Origin of the sequence: Clostridium sp. AF20-7, from assembly GCF_003479275.1 — a bacterium.
Lineage (GTDB): Bacteria > Bacillota > Clostridia > Lachnospirales > Lachnospiraceae > Otoolea > Otoolea fessa.
Genome location: NZ_QUGF01000006.1, coordinates 216,312 through 235,218, shown reverse-complemented (window position 1 = coordinate 235,218; position 18,907 = coordinate 216,312). Strand labels below are relative to the sequence as shown.

The following is an 18,907-nucleotide window of genomic DNA, read 5'->3' as shown; positions in this document are numbered from 1 at the left end:
GGATAGAAAAATAGGCAAGGGGGTGCTGCAGATTTGCAGCATCCCCCTTTTTTGAGGGTTTGTGTAATGTGTTGATTTTAACCTTTATTTTAGGTGCAGGTTCGGGCAATTTGTAGTATAATTAATCGCTATATAACACGACTCGGAGGTGCTGGCAGAATGATAAGAGCAATTGATATATTGAATCTGCCTTCCATGCGTGAAGGCTATATTGCAGCGGGAGGAAATGGTGCGTATCGTGTGATACGACGATTCGAGATTCTAGAAGAGACCTATCCAGCGGTTGTTCAGTATTTGGATGAGGGGATTTTTTATCTGACGAGTTTCTGGAGCCTGGCGGATAATAAAGAAAACCGGATACATCTGATTGAGGCGATGATCGAGCATCGATGTGCTGGGATCGGGATAATGCCTGGAAGTTACCTAAATGAGGAGATAGATCCTGAGATATTGAAATTGGGAAATGAATGTGGTTTTCCGATTTTATATATTCCTGTAACTGTTCGGTGGGGAGATATGGTTTCGGAATATAGCATCATCGCAAACAACAGCATGGAATCGATCGAACGCAGTTGGATGGATATGGCATTGGGGACCTTTGTTGATTTTCATGTGAATAAAGATCCGGATATGCTGTGCCGGAAAATGAGTGAGATTTTGCAGCTTCCGATTGTGATGAGTGCATTGACGGTTTACAGTTATGGAACAGAAGGAATTACGGTAGCTTTTTTGATTTCCCGGATTCAGAAGATACGACAGAATGAGGGGAATACGATGCAATCGCCGATGATGCTTCGAATTGATAGTTCACGCCTGGCAGTTGTATATTTTGGAGAAAACAGCATGGTGGCCTGCTGTCCGAGCCGGGGGTCAGTGCAGGAGAATATGCTTCAGCTATATCATCAGATGGCGCCTTATATAGTTCGGGAACTGGATAATATTTCTCAGGGCAGTAAAATACGAAAAATTGAACCAGCAATACCATACTACGGGAAAGCAAAAATATACATAGTGTTCATGCGATTTGATAGTTTTGACAAATCGAAATTAAACTTTGACAGAAAGTATATTTTGTATGAAAGTAACTATAATCAGAAGTACTGTATTTTGTTAATTCCGGAAGAGGAAGGGATGAAATCGCCGTATGATGTTTATTGCAGGTTGTCAGAAGATAATAAACCGAATCTGTTTGTGTTTTCACAAAGAAAATATAAAAATAAGGAACTGCATCGAGAGATCATGCGAATAAAAAATTTATTGAATTCTCTTCTGTTTTTGAAGGGGCTTTACAGTATGGATGAGCTTTCTTTACTTTACCTGCTTACGAATGCGCCGAGGGAACAGAAAGTTCTTTTGTATTCGGCGGATCAATTAAAAATCAAATATTCAGATGAAGTGATAATTTTTTTGAACACACTTCGCCTTTATCTGGTTCTTCGCAGTATTAAAGAAGTATCACAGCTTTTGGGAATTCATGTTAATTCCGTAAAATATAGAATTGAAAAAGCAGTACAGTATATGGAAATGGGGAGCGATTTATCATTGAATGAAATATCATCGCTAGGAACACTTCTTTATCTGGAACGGATGACGGCAGAAAGACGTTAATGCACTCTGACTATCAGGAGGAGAAAGATGGATATTAGTATTATGGATGTGATAGGACCGGTTATGATAGGACCGTCCAGTTCCCATACAGCAGGGGCTGCAAGATTGGGAGGGGCTGCCCGCGCACTTTGCGGAAAAACGTTTAACAGAGCAGAATTTGGCTTACATGGATCGTTTGCGAAAACATATCGCGGACATGGAACTGATCTGGCATTACTTGCGGGTATTATTGGTATGAGTCCGGAAGACGGGCGGATTCCCGACGCGTTTCAGATTGCTGCTGAACAAGGACTCGCCTGGAAATTTTTTGAAAAGCAGATGGAGGGAGTTCATGAAAACGCAGTAGAAATTCGCCTTTTTGATGGAGAGGAGCAGGTCCTTTGTATGGTAGGATCGTCTATTGGAGGTGGTCGTATCATGATTAATGATTTAAATGGCTGCCGGATTGATCTTTCAGCTGAGCTGCCTGCAATTGTGATTAGTCACATGGATCGAAAAGGCATGATTCATCAGATTACCAGCGTTCTTTTGGACGAAGACATGAATGTAGGAACTCTGAAGCTGACGAGAAATACGAAAGGAGAGCATGCACTGAGCATTATAGAGGTGGATGAGCCGGTGGATGATAAAATTCTTGAACGTCTTCGCCGGATTCCGGATGTATTGAGTGTACAGGCAGTACAGATATAACTTTCGGCAGGAAGGCCTAAGGTTACTGGGCACGTATGCGTGAACAGTAACGACCTAAGATATGTGCCAGGAATATGCAGTAGAATATAGAAGAAAGTGGGGAAGGCAGAGGTGTATAATACAATTGAGGATTTGTGCCGTACAGCCGAGGAACGAAATCAGCCGATGTGGATGGAGATTCTTGAAGATGAGATGCGTTGTACGGATAAATGTGAGGATGATGTCTGGAAAGAGCTGGAGAATCGATATGACATCATGAAAAATGGAACGACAGCGGCACTTGGTGAATCTGGAAAACGCCTTCGGAAAACAATGATCACCGGTATGGCGGAGCGCCAGTTCAGCTATGCAGAAAACGGAAATAGTCTGTGTGGGGTGGGTATCAATAAAATGATGGCACGTGCCATTTCGTTAAGTGAGACGAATGCGGCGATGGGTAAGATTTGTGCGGCCCCGACTGCAGGCTCGTGCGGAATTCTTCCAGCCGTTCTGGTTACGATGGAAGAAGAGTGGAATCTATCTAAGAGAAAGATCCTGGAAGGACTTCTCATTGCTTCCGGAATTGGAGCGGTGGTAGTGAAAAATGCCACTGTTGCAGGAGCGGAGGGAGGATGTCAGGCAGAATGTGGAGTGGCGGCTGCTATGGCAGCTGCAGCCGTAGTGTATCTGGCAGGCGGAACCTGCAGACAGCAGGCAGCAGCGGTGTCATTGGCATTGATTAATGTGATGGGATTGGTCTGTGATCCGATTGCAGGATTAGTTCAGATACCATGTGCACAGAGAAATGCGTCTCAGGCGGTGAATGCCATTGTCAGTGCAGATTTGGCACTGGCAGATACGGTGTGTCCGGTTCCGGCAGATGAGGCAATTGAGGCTATGTACAGAGTAGGGAAGCAACTGCCAAGAGAACTTCGGGAAACTGCATTAGGAGGAATTGCGGAGTCTGAGACAGGGAAGAGAATTGCCGATGAAATAAGGAATCAATGAGTAGTTTAGTAAAAGACAGGGTATTAAAGCGAATTTTAATGGTTGGAACGGGAGGCACGATTGCCTGTAAAAGCAGTGAGGATGGGCTCAAGCCCCTTCTTACATCGGAAGAATTGCTTAGGTATGTTCCGGATACAAAAGAGTTTTGTAAGGTGGATTCGCTGCAGGTGATTAATATTGACAGTACGAATATGCAGCCGCGTTACTGGCTGATGATTGCAGAGACCATTGAAAAATACTATGAAGATTATGATGGATTTGTGGTCTGCCATGGAACCGATACCATGGCTTATACGGCGGCAGCGCTTTCTTATCTGGTGCAGAATTCGAGAAAACCTATCGTTGTGACCGGCGCACAGAAGCCGATTGATTTGGAAATCACCGATGCCAGAACAAATCTTTCAGACAGTCTGCGGTTCGCCAGCTGCGATAAGGCATATGGTGTAACGATTGTCTTTGACGGCAAGGTGATTGCCGGAACCAGAGGAAAAAAAGAAAAAACGAAGAGCTACAATGCCTTTTCCAGTATCAATTTCCCTTATATTGCAGCCATCCTAGATGGGCATATTATTTTCTATCTGGATGATAAAGAGCAGATGAAAGAACCGGTGAGGTTTTATCATTCATTGAATCCGAAAGTGGGCCTTTTGAAGCTGATACCGGCCATGGATTCCGGCGTGCTGGATTACATGGCAGAACACTGTGATGCGGTGATTTTGGAGTCCTTCGGTGTCGGAGGCATTCCAACTTATGATTCGGGTGATTTTCATAAATCCATTGAAGATCTGGTGCGGACCGGAAAAACAGTTGTCATGACCACCCAGGTAACCAATGAGGGCAGCAATATGTCAGTCTACGAGGTGGGAAAAAGCATTAAAAAGGAATTTGACCTCTTGGAGGCCTATGATATGACGCTGGAAGCGGTTGTGACAAAATTAATGTGGATTCTGGGACAAACCAGTGATCCGGAAGAAATACGGGAGATGTTTTATAAAACCATTAACCGGGATATGCTTTTTACTTGTGCGGTGCATGATTAAAGGAGATAGAAAAAACACTTCGGACAGTTTTTTTGGGAGACTATCCGGAGTGATTTTTTTGCCATTATATAGATAATGTCTATGATAGAAATGGTAATTTTTTGTAAATTGTCATTGACGATCCAGCCGCCGCGCGATACAATCAACCGCGAAAGGCGGTAATGGTATGGTACAGAAAGTGATTCGGGATCGCCTGGATGCGATCCTTCATTGGAATATATCCCTGGTCGGGGGATTTCTCGGAGCCTATGCGATTTTGCTTCATGTCGGAAACTTTGGCTCTGCTCAGACAGGCAACCTGATGGAGATGGGAGCGGAACTGGTATCGATGGAATGGTTTAACGTCCTTCTGCGTCTGGCTGCGCTGGTGCTGTTTGGACTGGGCGTGGCATCCGCATATCTGCTCACGAACTTTACGAAGATAAACATGCGGAAACTTGCCCTCTGGGTGGATGCGGCTGCGCTGGCACTGGCATCGATGCTGCCGCTTGAACCGGCGCTGGTCGGAATTTATCCGATTTTCTTTGCATCCGCATTTCAGTGGGGCGTCTATTCCGGTGCCGACGGATTTAACAGTGCGACGATCTTTATGACGAACAACTTCAAACAGTCGGTGCTTGGCTGGCTGCAGTACGGTCTGACAAAGGATAAGGAATTTAAGAGAAAAGCAATTCTTTATACCTATACGGTCATCTGTTTTTTCCTGGGCGTGGTACTCGGAGCGTGGGCGGTCGGTCAGTTCGGCATCTATAGCGCCTATGTAGGCTTTTTGCCATTGGCGGCTGCGAGAACCTTTATCGCGGTCGGTACGGCTCCGCTTGAAAGCGAGACTCCGGAGGAGACGGCAGTCGAGGCGGCAGAGGAGATGGAAGAAGCAGAGAAGCTGGAGAAGGAGCAGAAGCTGTAAAGTCTGTTCCCTGCAAGTTTTCTACAGGATGAGGGAAAGAAAAGCGGCAGGAAACAGGCTTCGGCGGGAACAGGATGCGGAAAAATGCAGGCGTTTAAGAACAGCAAACGTGAAGCAGTGGACAGATTTAATGCTGGTGATATTGCTGCTGTAGAAATTTTCCCAGTATTCCTACTCCCTGATATAGCGCCGCAGACATAATACATAAAAGAATAATACTCATCACAACCATATCCATCTGGAATACCTGTGAGCCGTAGATGATCAGATATCCGAGTCCCTGTTTGGCAGCGAGAAATTCACCGATGATGACGCCGACCAGGCAGAGACCGATGTTGACCTTCATGTTGGCGAGAATCAGCGGGATTGAGCCAGGCAGCAGGACTTTGGTTAAAATATGAATCCGGTTTCCTCCGAGGGACCGGATTAATTTGATCTGGTCGGGATCTATCGAGGAAAATCCGTTGTGGAGTGTCAGGATCGAGCCGAAGACAGCGACCGAGATGGAGGCAACGATGATCGTGCGGATGTTGCTCCCAAGCCAGACGATGAGAATCGGGGCGAGGGCGGATTTCGGCAGACTGTTGAGCATGACGAGATATGGCTCCAGAATCTCTGAAAGATTCCGGCTCGACCAGAGGAGAACCGCGCCGATCAGCCCGCAGAGGATGACCAGTGTAAAGCTGATCAGCGTTTCATAGAGCGTCACGCCGGTGTGGATGAGGATGCTTTTGTCCTGCATCATCCGCAGGAAACAGCGCACGGTGCGTGACGGGGAACTGAAAATAAACGCGTCGATGAGCCCCAGTCGGGCGCTCATTTCCCAGCATATTAAAAAGAAAACGAATAAGAAAATCCGGCAGAAGAGAACCAGACGGCGCCGATGGAGCTGGCGGCGGAGGTAGGCTTTCTGGGCGGTGGATTCTTTCTTACATTTCATACTTTTTGCCCTCCCCTTGCAGTGTCTTCCATAGTTCATTGAAATAAAGAGAAAAAGCCGGATCATTCCGGCGTTCCAGCGGTCGGTTAGCGGACAGCGGGAAGGTAACCGGCAGGATGCGGCAGATGGTTCCGGGGCGTTTAGTCAGAACCAGGATGCGGTCGGCGGCACTCACGGCTTCGGAGAGGTCGTGGGTGATCAGAATCGCTGTTTTGCGGCGCTCCCGGATGATGGTGCTGATATCGTCGCAGACGGTTAAGCGTGTCTGATAATCGAGCGCCGAAAATGGTTCGTCGAGAAGCAGAAGCTCCGGTTCTAGCGCCAGTGTCCGGATCAGGGCGGCGCGCTGGCGCATTCCACCGGATAGTTCGGAGGGGCGGGAATGCTCAAATTGTTCCAGTCCGTAGATTTTTAAGAGCCGGTGGAGGCGGTCTTCCGCGGCATGATCCATTTTTTTCTGAATTTCCAGCCCGAGGGCAGCATTCTGGATGATCGTCCTCCACTCGAAAAGCTGGTCGCTTTGCAGCATATAACCGATGCGGCACTGGCTTTTCGAGAGCGGAACCCCATTTATAAGAATGGAACCTTCTTCCGGCGGCAGGAGCCCGCTGATTAAGGAGAGCAGCGTGGATTTTCCACAGCCGGACGGTCCGACAATGGCGATAAATTCGCCGGTTTCTACCTGAAATGATATATCAGAAAGGGCTTTCGTCTCCCCGGATATCGTGTGGTAGGAGTAGGAAAGCCCGGAAACTTCCAGAATGGGCGGCATAAGCAAATACCTGGGTAACTGTGTATCAGTGGGACAGTTACGCTCCTTGAAACATTCTTACTTTATAATATGCGGAAATGAAAAGCCGGGTTACTGTACACGGGTAGGCACTTTTGGAACCGAAAGTGCCGTAAGAAAACGTGGTGGCAGCAGGAATTTGCCGTATTGAAATGCGAAGCCACGGCAAATTCCGTTACTGGACACGTATGCGTGTATAGTAACAAAGCCGGGTTACTGGTTGTGCGAGAAGCGCCTTGCATTGGTTGACCCGTGTGGAAAAGAGATGCTATAATAAAATATAGGTAATTGTGGAGAGAAAAGCGCTTATAGACAGGATACAGGGGGTATTTATGATACGCAGATATACAGTGGCATTGATGCAGATGGATACACAGAATGATAAAGGAAAGAATCTGGAGACGGCATGCGCCTGGATTGACGAGGCGGCGGCAAAAGGGGCGAAGCTTATCTGTTTCCCGGAGGTGATGAATCTGATCGGCAAAAATATCGGTGAAGGCGGCGGACGCGAGGAAATTCCGGGGTACACGACCGAGCGCCTCTGCGCGAAAGCGAAGGAACACGGCGTCTATATTCACGGGGGCAGTATCACGCAGGCACTTCCGGGGGAAAAACGATCGGCAAATACGAGTGTGCTGATTTCGCCGGAGGGGAAGATTCTGGCGACATACAGCAAACTGCATATGTTTGACATCACGCTGGCGGACGGCACGCCGTACCGGGAGTCGGACCGGGTCAAACCGGGCGATTCGATTGTGACGGTGGAGACGGAGCTGGGCGTTTTTGGAATGTCGATCTGCTATGATGTGCGTTTTCCGGAGATTTACCGGCTCATGGCGCTTCGCGGGGCGCAGGTTATCTTTGTTCCAGCGAGCTTTACGATGCCGACGGGAAAGGATCACTGGGAGATCCTTCTGCGGGCACGGGCGATCGAGAACGGCTGTTACATCGTGGCACCGGGACAGATTGGACAGAAACCGGCGTATGCAGCATACGGCAACAGCCTGGTGGCAGATCCGTGGGGAACGGTGATTGCACGGTCAAAGGATGCACCGGGGATCACCTATGCGGAGATTGATTTAGATTATCTGGATAAGATACGGAAACAGATTCCGTCGTTGGAAAACCGGCGGAGTGATTTGTATGAGGTGACTGAGAAGAAGTAAGGCATGAACATTTTCAGCCGGAAAAATCCAGTTACTGGGCACACTTGTATGTGAACAGTGACAAAAATGGAGTCCAGGGGGGAAAAACATGGTAAAGGTGTTTCTGGTAGAGGATGAGGCGATCATCCGGCGCGGCATCCGGGATAATATTGACTGGGCAAGCCACGGATTTGAATTTGCGGGGGAGGCGGGCGACGGCGAGTACGCGTATCCGCTGATATTGAAGGCACAGCCGGATATTCTGGTAACGGATATCAAGATGCCGTTTATGGACGGGCTGGAGCTGAGCCGCCTGGTGAAAAAGGCGCTTCCGCGCACGCGGATCATCGTGCTCAGCGGCTATAATGAATTTGAATATGCAAAAGAGGCGATCAAGATAGGAATCAGCGATTATCTGCTGAAACCGGTATCCTCGGCGGGACTCATCGATGCGTTGAAAAAGGCGGCGGACGAGATCCGGGAAGAGAGGGAAAAATCAAAGCTTTTGGAGAGGTATTTTGTCAGCTACGAAAAATATACGGAATTTCTGGACAAAACGGATTATAGCGGCGTTGACCGGAAGCTTATCAACGATTTTTTAAAGCTCGGCTCAGTCGAAGAGTGCAGTCCGTTTGTCGAGGAGTATTTTGCAGCGATCGGTGAACATAATTACAAATCGCTCTTGCTGCGTCAGTATATGACGATGGATATTTTTTACTGTGTGCAGGAGTTTTTGAAGAAATTGAAAGCGGATCCGCCGGAGGTTCCGGAAAGTGCGGTTGACATAAAACGAGTTCCGAAGGTGATCGAGAGCGTGGAGATGACGAAAGCCTATCTGGTCGATGAGTTTACGGTTGCCCTGCAGGCGCGTGACCGGGCATCGAACGACCGTTATGGCAGCGTGATTCGGGATGCAAAGGAATATATCCGGGCAAATTTCAGCCAGAGCGACCTGTCGCTGAACCGGATTGCCGTGCACATTGGCGTCAGTCCGAGCTATTTCAGTTCGATTTTCAAGCAGGAGACGGGGCAGTCCTTTGTGGAGTATCTGACGCAGGTGCGGATGGAACGGGCATGTGAACTTTTGAAATGCACCTCCTACCGGACGTCTGAGATCGGGGAGCAGGTGGGATACAATGATTCACACTATTTCAGCGCGGCGTTCAAAAAAGCGATGGGGCAGTCGCCAAAAGAGTATAAGGCGAGCCAGACGCGGCAGGGGTAAGGAAGGTATGTACTCTCGGAGTCTTTCTGCACTTGCTTTTGTGGCTGATTTTCCGCCAGCTGCACCCGAATTTCATCAACGTACGTACCGCGTACGCCTCAGAAATTTGGGCACAACTGACAAAAAATTATCTCACAAAATCAAGCACAGAAAGATTCCGAAAGTACATAGGTGTTCAAAAAGGGAGGAAAGATATGGGAGTGGAGCAGGGGCAGATTGGAAAAACAGAAGAGATGGCAGATTTGAATAAAAATCAGGATCCGGGCGCTGATTCATTATCCGCTGCCCGTCCATATCGCCCTCTTTCTCTCCGCGCCCGTCTGATCCTTCTCCTCTTCGTGATCGCCATTCCATTGACAGGCATGGCGCTCGGATTCCAGAAGATGATCGCTTCCTATTCTGCTTCCTATGACGCGATTCTGGCGAATCTAAAGACGGCGAATGAGTACAACATAAAGTTCAAATCGGATATGGAGTATTCGATGTACCGTGTTATGATCGGGCTGATTGACGCGGAACAGTTCGAAAATGGAGATATTGTCGAGGGCGAGACGAAGTATGCGACGGTGGTCAAGAATCCCCACAGCCTGATTGCGTCGGCGAGACAGGCGTTCGGAACGGCGATCGAGCGGGAACCGGGGTCGGACTGTGATATCAAGATAAGAGGTATCCTCTCCTGTCTGGATTCCCTGGAGCGGGCAGTGGATAAAATGATTGGAAATGCCGCCGCCGGTGGATATTACGATGAAAATGTCAATATCTGGGAGAATGACATCCAGGGTCTGTGCTCGATGATTCAGGATTACATCACGCAGTATACCTATTATGAGATGATCAACATGGAGCAGCTTCAGAAAGAGCTGAAGGTGCAGATGGCGGATCAGATGCAGAGCTATCTGGCGCTTCTTCTGGTGGTACTGGTGGTCGGTATGTTTCTGGCAGTCACGATCACGAAATCCATCACGGAACCGCTGCAGCAGTTACAGAGGACGGCAGAACAGCTCGGCCGCGGGAACCTGAATGCGAGGGCGAGAACGGGCGGACTGGAAGAGATCAACGTGCTGGCACGGGCGTTTAACCAGATGAGCGACCGCATCCGGCGGCTGCTTGATAAGACGAGGCAGGAGCAGAAGAACCTGCGGGAGCTGGAGCTGCGCCTCCACCAGGAGCAGATCAGTCCCCATTTCCTCTATAATACACTTGATTCGATCGTATGGATGGCAGAGGGCGGCAACAACCGCCAGGTCGTGGAGATGACGACGGATTTAAGCGACTTTTTTCGCACGGTTTTATCGGGCGGGCGCGATTTCATCACGATCGAGGAGGAAGAATCACACATCCGGAGCTATTTAAAGATTCAGAAGATCCGGTACGAGGACATTCTCGACTATTCGATCGAGATCGAGCCGTCCATCCGGCACCGGATTGTGCTGAAAATGCTGCTGCAGCCGCTGGTGGAAAATGCCCTCTACCACGGCATCAAAAATAAGCGCGGCGGCGGATGCATTGTGCTCCGCGGCTATGAGGATCGGAATGGGCTTGTCTTTGAGGTGGAGGACGATGGGATTGGCATGGATGAGGCGGAGCTTGCCGCCGTGCGCGCCAAGCTGACACTGGAGCCGGAAGAGGAACTTGCCCCGATCGGCAGCGGCGGATTTGGGTTACATAATGTGGCACAGCGGATTCAGATGTATTATGGCGATCAGGCTGAGATCCTGGTTGAATCTGAAAAGAATATCGGCACCTGCTTTAAGGTTTATTTGGGAAATCAAAAAAAATCATAACTTTTTCGAAAAAAATTGTAATTTTTTAAAGACATACCCGGAAAAACACAGAAAACGACAAACATCTCAAAAAAATAATATACCTTTTTCCAAAGATGCCCCGTATCCATGATGCGGGGTACTTTGTTATAATAAATACGCAAAAACAAATATATTGGGTCTTATAAGGAGGAAACAGTATGAGAAAAAGATTAGTGTCCGCAGCTTTAGCAGCAGCAATGGCGTTATCCATGACCGCTTGTACAAGCAATCCGGCTGAGAAAGAGACGGAGGCAGCAGCTCCGGCTGATACAGAGGCAGCAGAAGAGGGCGAAGAGAAAGAAGCGGCAGCAGACGGCGATCTGATTACCGTAGGTTATGCACAGGTTGGTGCTGAGTCTGACTGGAGAACAGCCAACACCGAATCTTTCAAATCTACATTTACTGAGGAAAATGGTTACAAACTGATTTTCGACGATGCACAGCAGAAACAGGAAAATCAGATTAAGGCAATCCGTTCTTTCATCCAGCAGGGTGTTGACTACATCGTAGTTGCTCCGGTTGTTGAGACTGGCTGGGAGACCGTTCTGGAAGAAGCAAAAGAGGCTGGTATCCCGGTTATCCTTTCTGACCGTCAGATGCAGCTTTCCGATGACAGCCTGTATGAGGCATGGGTAGGCGGAAACTTCGTAAAAGAAGGCGAGACCTGCGGCGAATGGCTGGCTGATTACTTAGACAAACAGGGACGCGGAGACGAAGAGATCAACATGGTTACCATTCAGGGTACCATCGGTGCATCCGCACAGGTTGGCCGTACAGAAGGTATGGACAACAAGCTGAAAGAGCACTCCAACTGGAAGATGCTTGACAGACAGTCTGGTGAGTTCACACAGGCAAAAGGACAGGAAGTTATGGAGTCCTTCTTAAAGAGCTATGATGACATCGACGTTGTTATCTGTGAGAATGATAACGAGGCATTTGGCGCCATCGATGCTATCAAGGCAGCTGGCAAGACCTGTGGTCCGGACGGCGACATCATCGTTGTAAGTTTTGACTCTGTAAAGGCAGCTTTCGAGTCCATGATCGCTGGTGACTTAAACGCAACCTTCGAGTGCAACCCGCTTCATGGTCCGCGTGTAGCTGAAATCATCCAGAAGCTGGAAAAAGGCGAAGAGGTTGAGAAGATTCAGTACGTAGACGAAGCATACTTCGATACAAGCATGGATCTGGAAGAAATCTTAAAGACAAGAGCTTACTAATTCGATTTTGAATGGTATTTTTAAATGTAAATAATCGGACAGGCAATCGCTTTTGACCGTAAGTGAATGAGTGTCAGACCGGAGGTTTCGGCGGACGGCAGGCACTTGGCAATCAGGAGGCGCGGGGCTGGAGGCTTAGGTTTCCGTCCCTGCGCTTTCTTTTTCAAAAAATAAGGAGGCAAAGCTTTTATGGAAAAGGATTCCGTTCTTGAGATGAGGCATATTTATAAGACATTCCCGGGTGTAAAAGCTCTGCAGAATGTGGATTTTACCTTAAAAAAAGGCGAAATTCATGCCCTGATGGGGGAAAATGGCGCAGGAAAATCCACGCTGATCAAAGTCCTGACGGGTGTAGAGGAGTTTGAAACAGGGGAAATCATGATAGAAGGCTGCGATCATGCGATCATCAACCGCAGCCCGCAGGAAGCACAGAACCGGGGCATCAGCACCGTGTATCAGGAAGTCAATCTCTGTCCGAACCTGACGGTTGCAGAGAATCTGTTTATCGGACGCGAACCGCGAAAAGGCGGATTGATTGACTGGAAAACAATGAATAAAAAGGCCAGCAAACTGCTGCAGGACCTTGACATACATGCAGATGTAACACAGACGATCGACAATTATTCGATTGCAATTCAGCAGATGGTAGCGATCGCCCGTGCAGTCGATATGTCGGCAAAGGTATTGATTCTTGATGAACCGACCTCCTCCCTTGATGATGGGGAGGTAGAAAAGCTCTTTAATCTGATGCGCCGCCTGAAATCTGAAGGCGTCGGCATCATATTCGTTACCCATTTCCTGGAGCAGGTGTATGCAGTCTGCGATAAGATCACCGTTCTTCGGAATGGGCAGCTGGTAGGACAATTTACGACGGCGGAGCTTCCGAGAGTCCAGCTGGTTGCCAAGATGATGGGAAAGGATTTCGATGATCTGGCAGCGATCAAGAATTCCAAGAGTGAGGAGAAACACGGCGAAGAGGACATCGTCATCAAGGCGGTGGGACTCGGAAAGAAAGGATACATAAAACCGTTTGATCTGGTGATTCACAAGGGTGAAGTTGTCGGATTTACCGGGCTTCTGGGTTCGGGACGTTCTGAGACGGTTCGTGTCCTCTATGGAGCGGAAAAACCGGATGAGGGCGAGCTGAGCGTCAAGGGCAGACCGATCGCGGCGCGCCACCCGCTGATTTCGATGAATGCCGGCATGGCATATCTGCCGGAGGATCGGAAAAACGAGGGTATCATCGCGGATCTATCCGTGCGTGAGAACCTGATCATGGCACTTCAAGCAAAACGCGGTATGTTCCACCTGCTCAGCCGCAAGCAGCAGGAAGAATTTACCGATAAATACATTGATATGCTGCAGATTAAGACCGCCAGCCGTGAGACGCCGATCAAATCACTCTCCGGCGGCAACCAGCAGAAGGTAATCATCGGACGTTGGCTTTTGACCAACCCGGATTTCCTGATTCTGGACGAGCCGACCCGTGGCATCGACGTCGGAACCAAGACAGAGATTCAGAAACTGGTCGTAAAACTGGCAGAACAGGGCATGGCAGTCGTGTTTATTTCTTCCGAGATCGAGGAGATGCTCCGTACCTGCGATCGCATGGTCGTTATGCGTGATGGTGCAAAGGTAGGAGAACTTTCCGAGGATGAGATGAACCAGTCCAACATCATGTCAACCATTGCAGGAGGACAGTAGCTATGAAAAATATGACGTTCAAAAAAATTACCTCGCAGAGGCTGTTTCTCCCGATTTTCTGCCTTGCGCTGGTATTGCTGGTAAATATCGTCACGACGCCGAACTTCTTCGCGATCGAGGTGCGGAACGGCGTTCTCTACGGATACTTAATCGATATCATCAACCGTGCGTCAGAGCTGGTGATTCTGGCAGTCGGCATGACGCTTGTCGTATCATCCTCCGCTGGAACGGATATTTCCGTCGGCGCGATCATGGCGGTCAGTGCGGCAGTCTGCTGCAACCTCTTAACCGGCGGTGAGCGCGCAGCAACTGCATATGCCAATCCGCTGATTCTTGGCTTCCTGGCAGCGCTCATCGTCGGCGCGGCGATCGGCTGCTTCAACGGTTTCCTGGTTGCAAAGTTAAACATCCAGCCGATGGTAGCGACTCTTATCATGTTTACTGCCGGGCGCGGTATCGCACAGCTGATCACGGATGGACAGATTACTTACGTGCGCGTGGACAGCTACCGCACTCTGGGCGCTTCCCTTCCGGGATTCCCGGTTCCGACCCCGTTTATCGTGGCGGTTGTCGTTGTGGCACTGACTTCGTTACTTTTGAAGAAAACGGCACTGGGCATGTATATACAGTCGGTCGGAATCAATAAACGGGCGTCTCAGCTTGTCGGCATCAAGTCGGTCATGATTATTTTCCTCACCTACGCGTACTGTGGACTCTGTTCCGGTCTTTCCGGTCTGATTGCTTCCAGCCGTATTTACTCGGCGGATGCGAATAACATCGGTCTTAATATGGAGCTGGATGCGATTCTGGCAGTTGCCATCGGCGGAAACTCCCTTGGCGGCGGTAAATTCTCGCTGGCAGGTTCCGTCATCGGCGCGTATACGATTCAGGCGCTGACGACCACTCTGTATGCGATGCACGTATCCTCGGATCAGGTTCCGGTTTACAAGGCGATCGTGGTTGTCATCATCGTAGCACTCCAGTCACCGGGATTCGCTAGATGGAGAAAATCTCTGGCACAGAAAAAAGAACTGGGCGCGGCAGGAAAGGAGGCGGCATAAATCATGAAAGAAAAGAAGAAATTAAATCAGAACACGTTCCTGCTTCTTGTCACGATCCTGCTGTTCTTCGTGATGTACGCGATCGGCTGCGTGCTCTTTAATGCACAGGGCTTTGCCAAGACACAGAATTTCTTAAACCTCTTTATTTCCAATGCGGGTTTGATTGTCATCGGTATCGGCATGACGATCGTCATGATCACCGGCGGTATCGATATCAGCGTCGGTTCCTTCGTGGCGATGGGCTGTATGATGTTGGCATGGATGATGGAAAAAGGCGGTATCGGTGCGGTTCCGGCGGTTCTCATCGTGCTGGTGACCGGGATTGTCTTCGGTCTGGTACAGGGATTCCTGGTTGCCTACATGGATATCCAGCCATTCATTGTTACCCTGGCGGGTATGTTCTTTGCCCGCGGCATGACTGCGATCATTTCCAAGGACATGATCAGTATTACGAATGAAACTTTCATGGCATGGGCGAAGATGAAACTTTATATTCCGTTCGGCGGCTATCTCAACAAAAAAGGCATGATGATTTATCCATATATCTATCCGACGGTTGTGATTGCGCTGGTTCTTCTGGTTCTGGCATTTATCATGCTGAAATATACGAAATTTGGACGCAGCATCTACGCGATCGGCGGCAACGAGCAGTCAGCGCTGATGATGGGCTTGAATGTGCGCCGGGTAAAACTGAAAGCCTATATCCTGGACGGTTTCCTTTGTGGCGTCGGCAGCGTCCTGTTCTGTCTGAATACGCTGGGCGGCTTTGTTGAGCAGGCAAAGGGCTTCGAGATGGATGCGATAGCTTCCTCTGTTATCGGCGGCACGCTCTTAACCGGCGGCGTCGGTAATGTATTCGGAACCCTGTTTGGCGTCCTTATCAAGGCGACGATCGAGGCATTTATCACTTTCCAGGGAACACTTTCTTCCTGGTGGACCCGTATCACGATCGCGGCGCTTTTATGCTTCTTCATCGTGCTTCAGTCGATCCTTGCGATGGTAAAGAAGAAAAAGTAGAAATTCTCTTCCGGAGACAGACAAACCGGCATGAATGTCTGCTATGACAGCATCAAGATAGAACAGTCAAAATGACGGGAAATATCCATGCAAAGAGAGAGAAGACATCTGAAAAAAGTACAGTACATATTAGAAACAATATAAAGCTGTATTCTCTTGATTCGACATAATTCGAGAGGAAATCAGCAAACCTATACATGATGCATAAATGTTTAGCGAAAACAGCCGCTTTAATTTATGCATCATTTGTATTTCTACTAAAATGATGTCAAAATCAGGCGTTAAATTTATAACAATATACGAAATAAAATACAACTTTATGAAAAAATGCTCTTGTATTTACTTGCACAATTTGTCCTGGATTGTTATAATAAAGTTACTAAAAGTTGTGAAAAGCAACAAAGCAGTGCGGCTGGGGTGCCGCTTGCAAAGAAAATTTTATGGGAGGTAGTTAGAATGAAAAAAATGTTCAAACGTGCCGCTGCATCCATGACAGCAGCAGCGATGGCAGTGAGCATGACCGCATGCGGCGGCTCTGGAGCAGCAAATGCGACACAGGCAGCAGATGCTTCTGCAGCAGAAGGAAGCGAGGCAGCAGCTTCGACGATCGACAACAAAGACATCAAGATCGGTGTTTCCATCTGGTCCTCCACCGATGTACTTGGTTCCCAGTGTAAGCTGATCATCGACGAGGCAGCAAAGGCTCTGGGCGTTCAGGTTCAGTATGTTGACCAGGGTCATGTGTCGGAGAAGGTTACCGCATCCGTAGAGCAGTTAGCAGCAGCAGGATGCCAGGGTATCATCATCTGCAACTCTTCTGATACAGAGATGACATCCGCTATTAAGACATGTAATGACAATAAAGTATATCTGGCACAGTTCTTCCGTGTTATCAGCCAGGAGAACAGCAAGGATATCTATGATTTAGCAACCGCATCACCGTACTACATCGGCGCTGTTCATGAGAACGAGCCGGAGAACGGTGAAAAATTAGTTCAGATTCTTCTGGACAAGGGCGACAGAAACATCGGTCTGATCGGCTGGGAGCAGGGCGACGCTACCTGGCTTGGCAGATGGGAAGGCTACAAAGCTGGCGTTGAGAAATGGAACGCAGAGCATCCGGATGATCAGGCAAAACTGTCTGAGCCGCAGTACGCAGGTACTTCTTCTGAGGGTGGTTCCAAGGCAGCAGAGGCTCTGATGTCCGCAGATCCGACTCTGGATGCACTGATTCCGGCAGGCGGCGGCGGTGACCCGCTTCAGGGCGCTATCGCAGCAGTTGAGCGTGCAGGCAAGACTCAGGATATCGACATCGTTTCCACAGACTTCCTTCCGGATCTGGGCGAGAGACTTGAAAATGGTTCCATGGCCGGTGAGTCCGGTGGACATTACTGCGATCCGCTTATCGCTTTCATGATGGTTTACAACGCAATCAAGGGCAACTACACAGGTATCGAGGGCAACTTCGAGGATGTTCCGTTCCCGTATCTGTATGTATCTTCTCCGGACGACTACAAAGCATATGAGCAGTACTTCGTAGATCAGCTTCCATACACCGATGAGGAACTGGTAGCTATGTCCGAGCTTAGCCTGGATGACCTGAAAGCAACTGCAGCTGGTATCTCCATCGAGGATGCTGCAAAGAGAGCAGGCAACTAATTAATTCAGAAACTGATTCAAATTATAGAATTTTAAGAGGCTGAATGTAATAGAAAAGGCCGGTATCGCACGGCGCGATGCCGGTCTTTTCTTTAAAAGAAAAAAGAGATTGAGCAGTTATGAATGAGGTATAAAATATGGGTTCTTCTGTTGTTGAAACAACCGGAAAGAAAAAACTTTCGGGAACTGCCAAGGGTTATATCATCCTGGTGGGTCTGGTAGTGCTTTCCTGGGCGATTTTTAAAGTTCTGACGCCGGGCAATTTTGGTTCTCCGGCCAATATGCTGAGTTATTTTCAGGCCAGCCTGATCGCGACGGTTGGCGCTGTTGGTTTTTACTTTGTTATGGTTATGGGTATGTTCGACTTCTCCATCGGCGCGAACATCATGCTTTCAGCGATTGTAGGCTGTGTATTTGCCTCTCGTTTCGGCATGGGATATGCCGGTCTTATCATCGGCAGCGTGCTGACTGGTACAATTGTCGGACTTTTAAACGGTATTTTTTATGTAAAACTTCGTATCCCGTCCATGATTGTAACAACGGGTCTGGCTCTTATCTATGAGTCGGTTGCCAACTACATCGCAGGCGGCGTGGAGCAGACGCTTCCGTCCAACCTCCGTGCATTCGGACAGATGCCGTGGAACATTATTCTGGCACTTCTGGCATGTGTGGCAGCTTACATTTTCTTAAATTATACAAAGATTGGTACGTATACATATGCGATCGGCAGCAACGAGTTTGTAGCGAAAAACATGGGTATCAATGTTAATAAGTACAAAGTACTTGCATTTATCTTAAGCGGCGCATTTTTAGGCGTTATGGCGATTTTAACGATCAGCTACGGTTCCTCCATGGTAGCGGTAACCGGTATGGCGTCGATGAGCCGTAACTTCGTTCCGACGATGGGATGCTTCTTCGGTCTGGCGTTTAAGAAATATGGCATGCCGCTGCAGGCGATCGTCATCGGCGAGTTTGTTATCAACATTATTTTCTTTGGTTTCATCGCGATGGGCGCACCGACAGCGATCCAGGACGTTATCACGGGTCTGGCACTGTTAATTATCATCACGCTGACCACAAAAGCAGAAAAAGGCGAGATTGTCAAGTAAATC

The 18,907-nt window shown here is 48.6% G+C and carries 16 protein-coding genes; 14 read left to right on the top strand and 2 right to left on the bottom strand.

The window, feature by feature from the left end; all coding sequences use genetic code 11:
- Nucleotides 1-159 precede the first annotated feature (159 nt).
- The 5 genes from DWX68_RS08280 (at nt 160) to DWX68_RS08260 (ending at nt 5,232) form a co-directional block, all read left to right on the top strand.
- The gene (locus DWX68_RS08280) at nt 160-1,608 is read left to right on the top strand and encodes a PucR family transcriptional regulator (RefSeq protein WP_107000602.1); all 1,449 of its coding nucleotides are present in this window, start codon (nt 160-162) and stop codon (nt 1,606-1,608) included.
- A gap of 27 nt (nt 1,609-1,635) precedes the next feature.
- Entirely contained in the window at nt 1,636-2,298 is a 663-nt protein-coding gene (sdaAB, locus tag DWX68_RS08275; protein WP_118629069.1) for an L-serine ammonia-lyase, iron-sulfur-dependent subunit beta, read from the top strand.
- A gap of 111 nt (nt 2,299-2,409) precedes the next feature.
- Complete coding sequence (gene sdaAA / locus DWX68_RS08270; RefSeq protein ID WP_107000600.1) at nt 2,410-3,285, top strand: L-serine ammonia-lyase, iron-sulfur-dependent, subunit alpha; 876 nt, start codon at nt 2,410-2,412, stop codon at nt 3,283-3,285.
- Nucleotides 3,282-4,325 (top strand): asparaginase, encoded by a 1,044-nt coding sequence (locus tag DWX68_RS08265; protein ID WP_118629067.1) that lies wholly within the window; start codon nt 3,282-3,284, stop codon nt 4,323-4,325. Before sdaAA ends, DWX68_RS08265 begins: the two co-directional genes overlap by 4 nt.
- 166 nt (nt 4,326-4,491) lie before the next feature.
- Nucleotides 4,492-5,232, top strand: a complete 741-nt coding sequence (locus tag DWX68_RS08260; protein ID WP_118481901.1) for a YoaK family protein — start codon at nt 4,492-4,494, stop codon at nt 5,230-5,232.
- 127 nt (nt 5,233-5,359) lie between these two features.
- Here the strand turns inward: DWX68_RS08260 and DWX68_RS08255 are convergent, their stop codons facing one another.
- Together DWX68_RS08255 and DWX68_RS08250 are read right to left on the bottom strand one after the other, a co-directional pair.
- Nucleotides 5,360-6,172: an ABC transporter permease gene (locus tag DWX68_RS08255; protein ID WP_118491669.1), complete on the bottom strand. Its 813-nt coding sequence runs from the start codon at nt 6,170-6,172 to the stop codon at nt 5,360-5,362.
- Nucleotides 6,162-6,944, bottom strand: coding sequence for an ABC transporter ATP-binding protein (locus DWX68_RS08250; RefSeq protein WP_118491667.1), 783 nt, complete (start codon nt 6,942-6,944; stop codon nt 6,162-6,164). Before DWX68_RS08250 ends, DWX68_RS08255 begins: the two co-directional genes overlap by 11 nt.
- A gap of 350 nt (nt 6,945-7,294) precedes the next feature.
- Between DWX68_RS08250 and DWX68_RS08245 the strand changes: the two genes are divergently transcribed.
- The 9 genes from DWX68_RS08245 (at nt 7,295) to DWX68_RS08205 (ending at nt 18,904) form a co-directional block, all read left to right on the top strand.
- Entirely contained in the window at nt 7,295-8,128 is an 834-nt protein-coding gene (locus DWX68_RS08245; RefSeq protein ID WP_118629065.1) for a carbon-nitrogen hydrolase family protein, read from the top strand.
- A gap of 88 nt (nt 8,129-8,216) precedes the next feature.
- Nucleotides 8,217-9,332, top strand: coding sequence for a response regulator (locus tag DWX68_RS08240; RefSeq protein WP_118629063.1), 1,116 nt, complete (start codon nt 8,217-8,219; stop codon nt 9,330-9,332).
- 194 nt (nt 9,333-9,526) lie between these two features.
- Nucleotides 9,527-11,116 (top strand): sensor histidine kinase, encoded by a 1,590-nt coding sequence (locus DWX68_RS08235; RefSeq protein ID WP_118629061.1) that lies wholly within the window; start codon nt 9,527-9,529, stop codon nt 11,114-11,116.
- Between the two features lie 179 nt (nt 11,117-11,295).
- The gene (locus tag DWX68_RS08230) at nt 11,296-12,354 is read left to right on the top strand and encodes an ABC transporter substrate-binding protein (RefSeq protein ID WP_118629059.1); all 1,059 of its coding nucleotides are present in this window, start codon (nt 11,296-11,298) and stop codon (nt 12,352-12,354) included.
- A gap of 189 nt (nt 12,355-12,543) precedes the next feature.
- Complete coding sequence (locus DWX68_RS08225; RefSeq protein WP_118629057.1) at nt 12,544-14,058, top strand: sugar ABC transporter ATP-binding protein; 1,515 nt, start codon at nt 12,544-12,546, stop codon at nt 14,056-14,058.
- Between the two features lie 2 nt (nt 14,059-14,060).
- Nucleotides 14,061-15,119 (top strand): ABC transporter permease, encoded by a 1,059-nt coding sequence (locus tag DWX68_RS08220; protein ID WP_118472223.1) that lies wholly within the window; start codon nt 14,061-14,063, stop codon nt 15,117-15,119.
- A 3-nt stretch (nt 15,120-15,122) separates the two neighbouring features.
- On the top strand, nt 15,123-16,136 hold the full coding sequence (locus DWX68_RS08215) for a sugar ABC transporter permease YjfF (protein WP_117796234.1): 1,014 nt from the start codon (nt 15,123-15,125) through the stop codon (nt 16,134-16,136).
- A 456-nt stretch (nt 16,137-16,592) separates the two neighbouring features.
- Nucleotides 16,593-17,795 (top strand): sugar ABC transporter substrate-binding protein, encoded by a 1,203-nt coding sequence (locus DWX68_RS08210; RefSeq protein WP_118629055.1) that lies wholly within the window; start codon nt 16,593-16,595, stop codon nt 17,793-17,795.
- A gap of 137 nt (nt 17,796-17,932) precedes the next feature.
- Nucleotides 17,933-18,904, top strand: a complete 972-nt coding sequence (locus DWX68_RS08205; protein ID WP_022358935.1) for an ABC transporter permease — start codon at nt 17,933-17,935, stop codon at nt 18,902-18,904.
- The last annotated feature ends 3 nt before the right edge of the window (nt 18,905-18,907 follow it).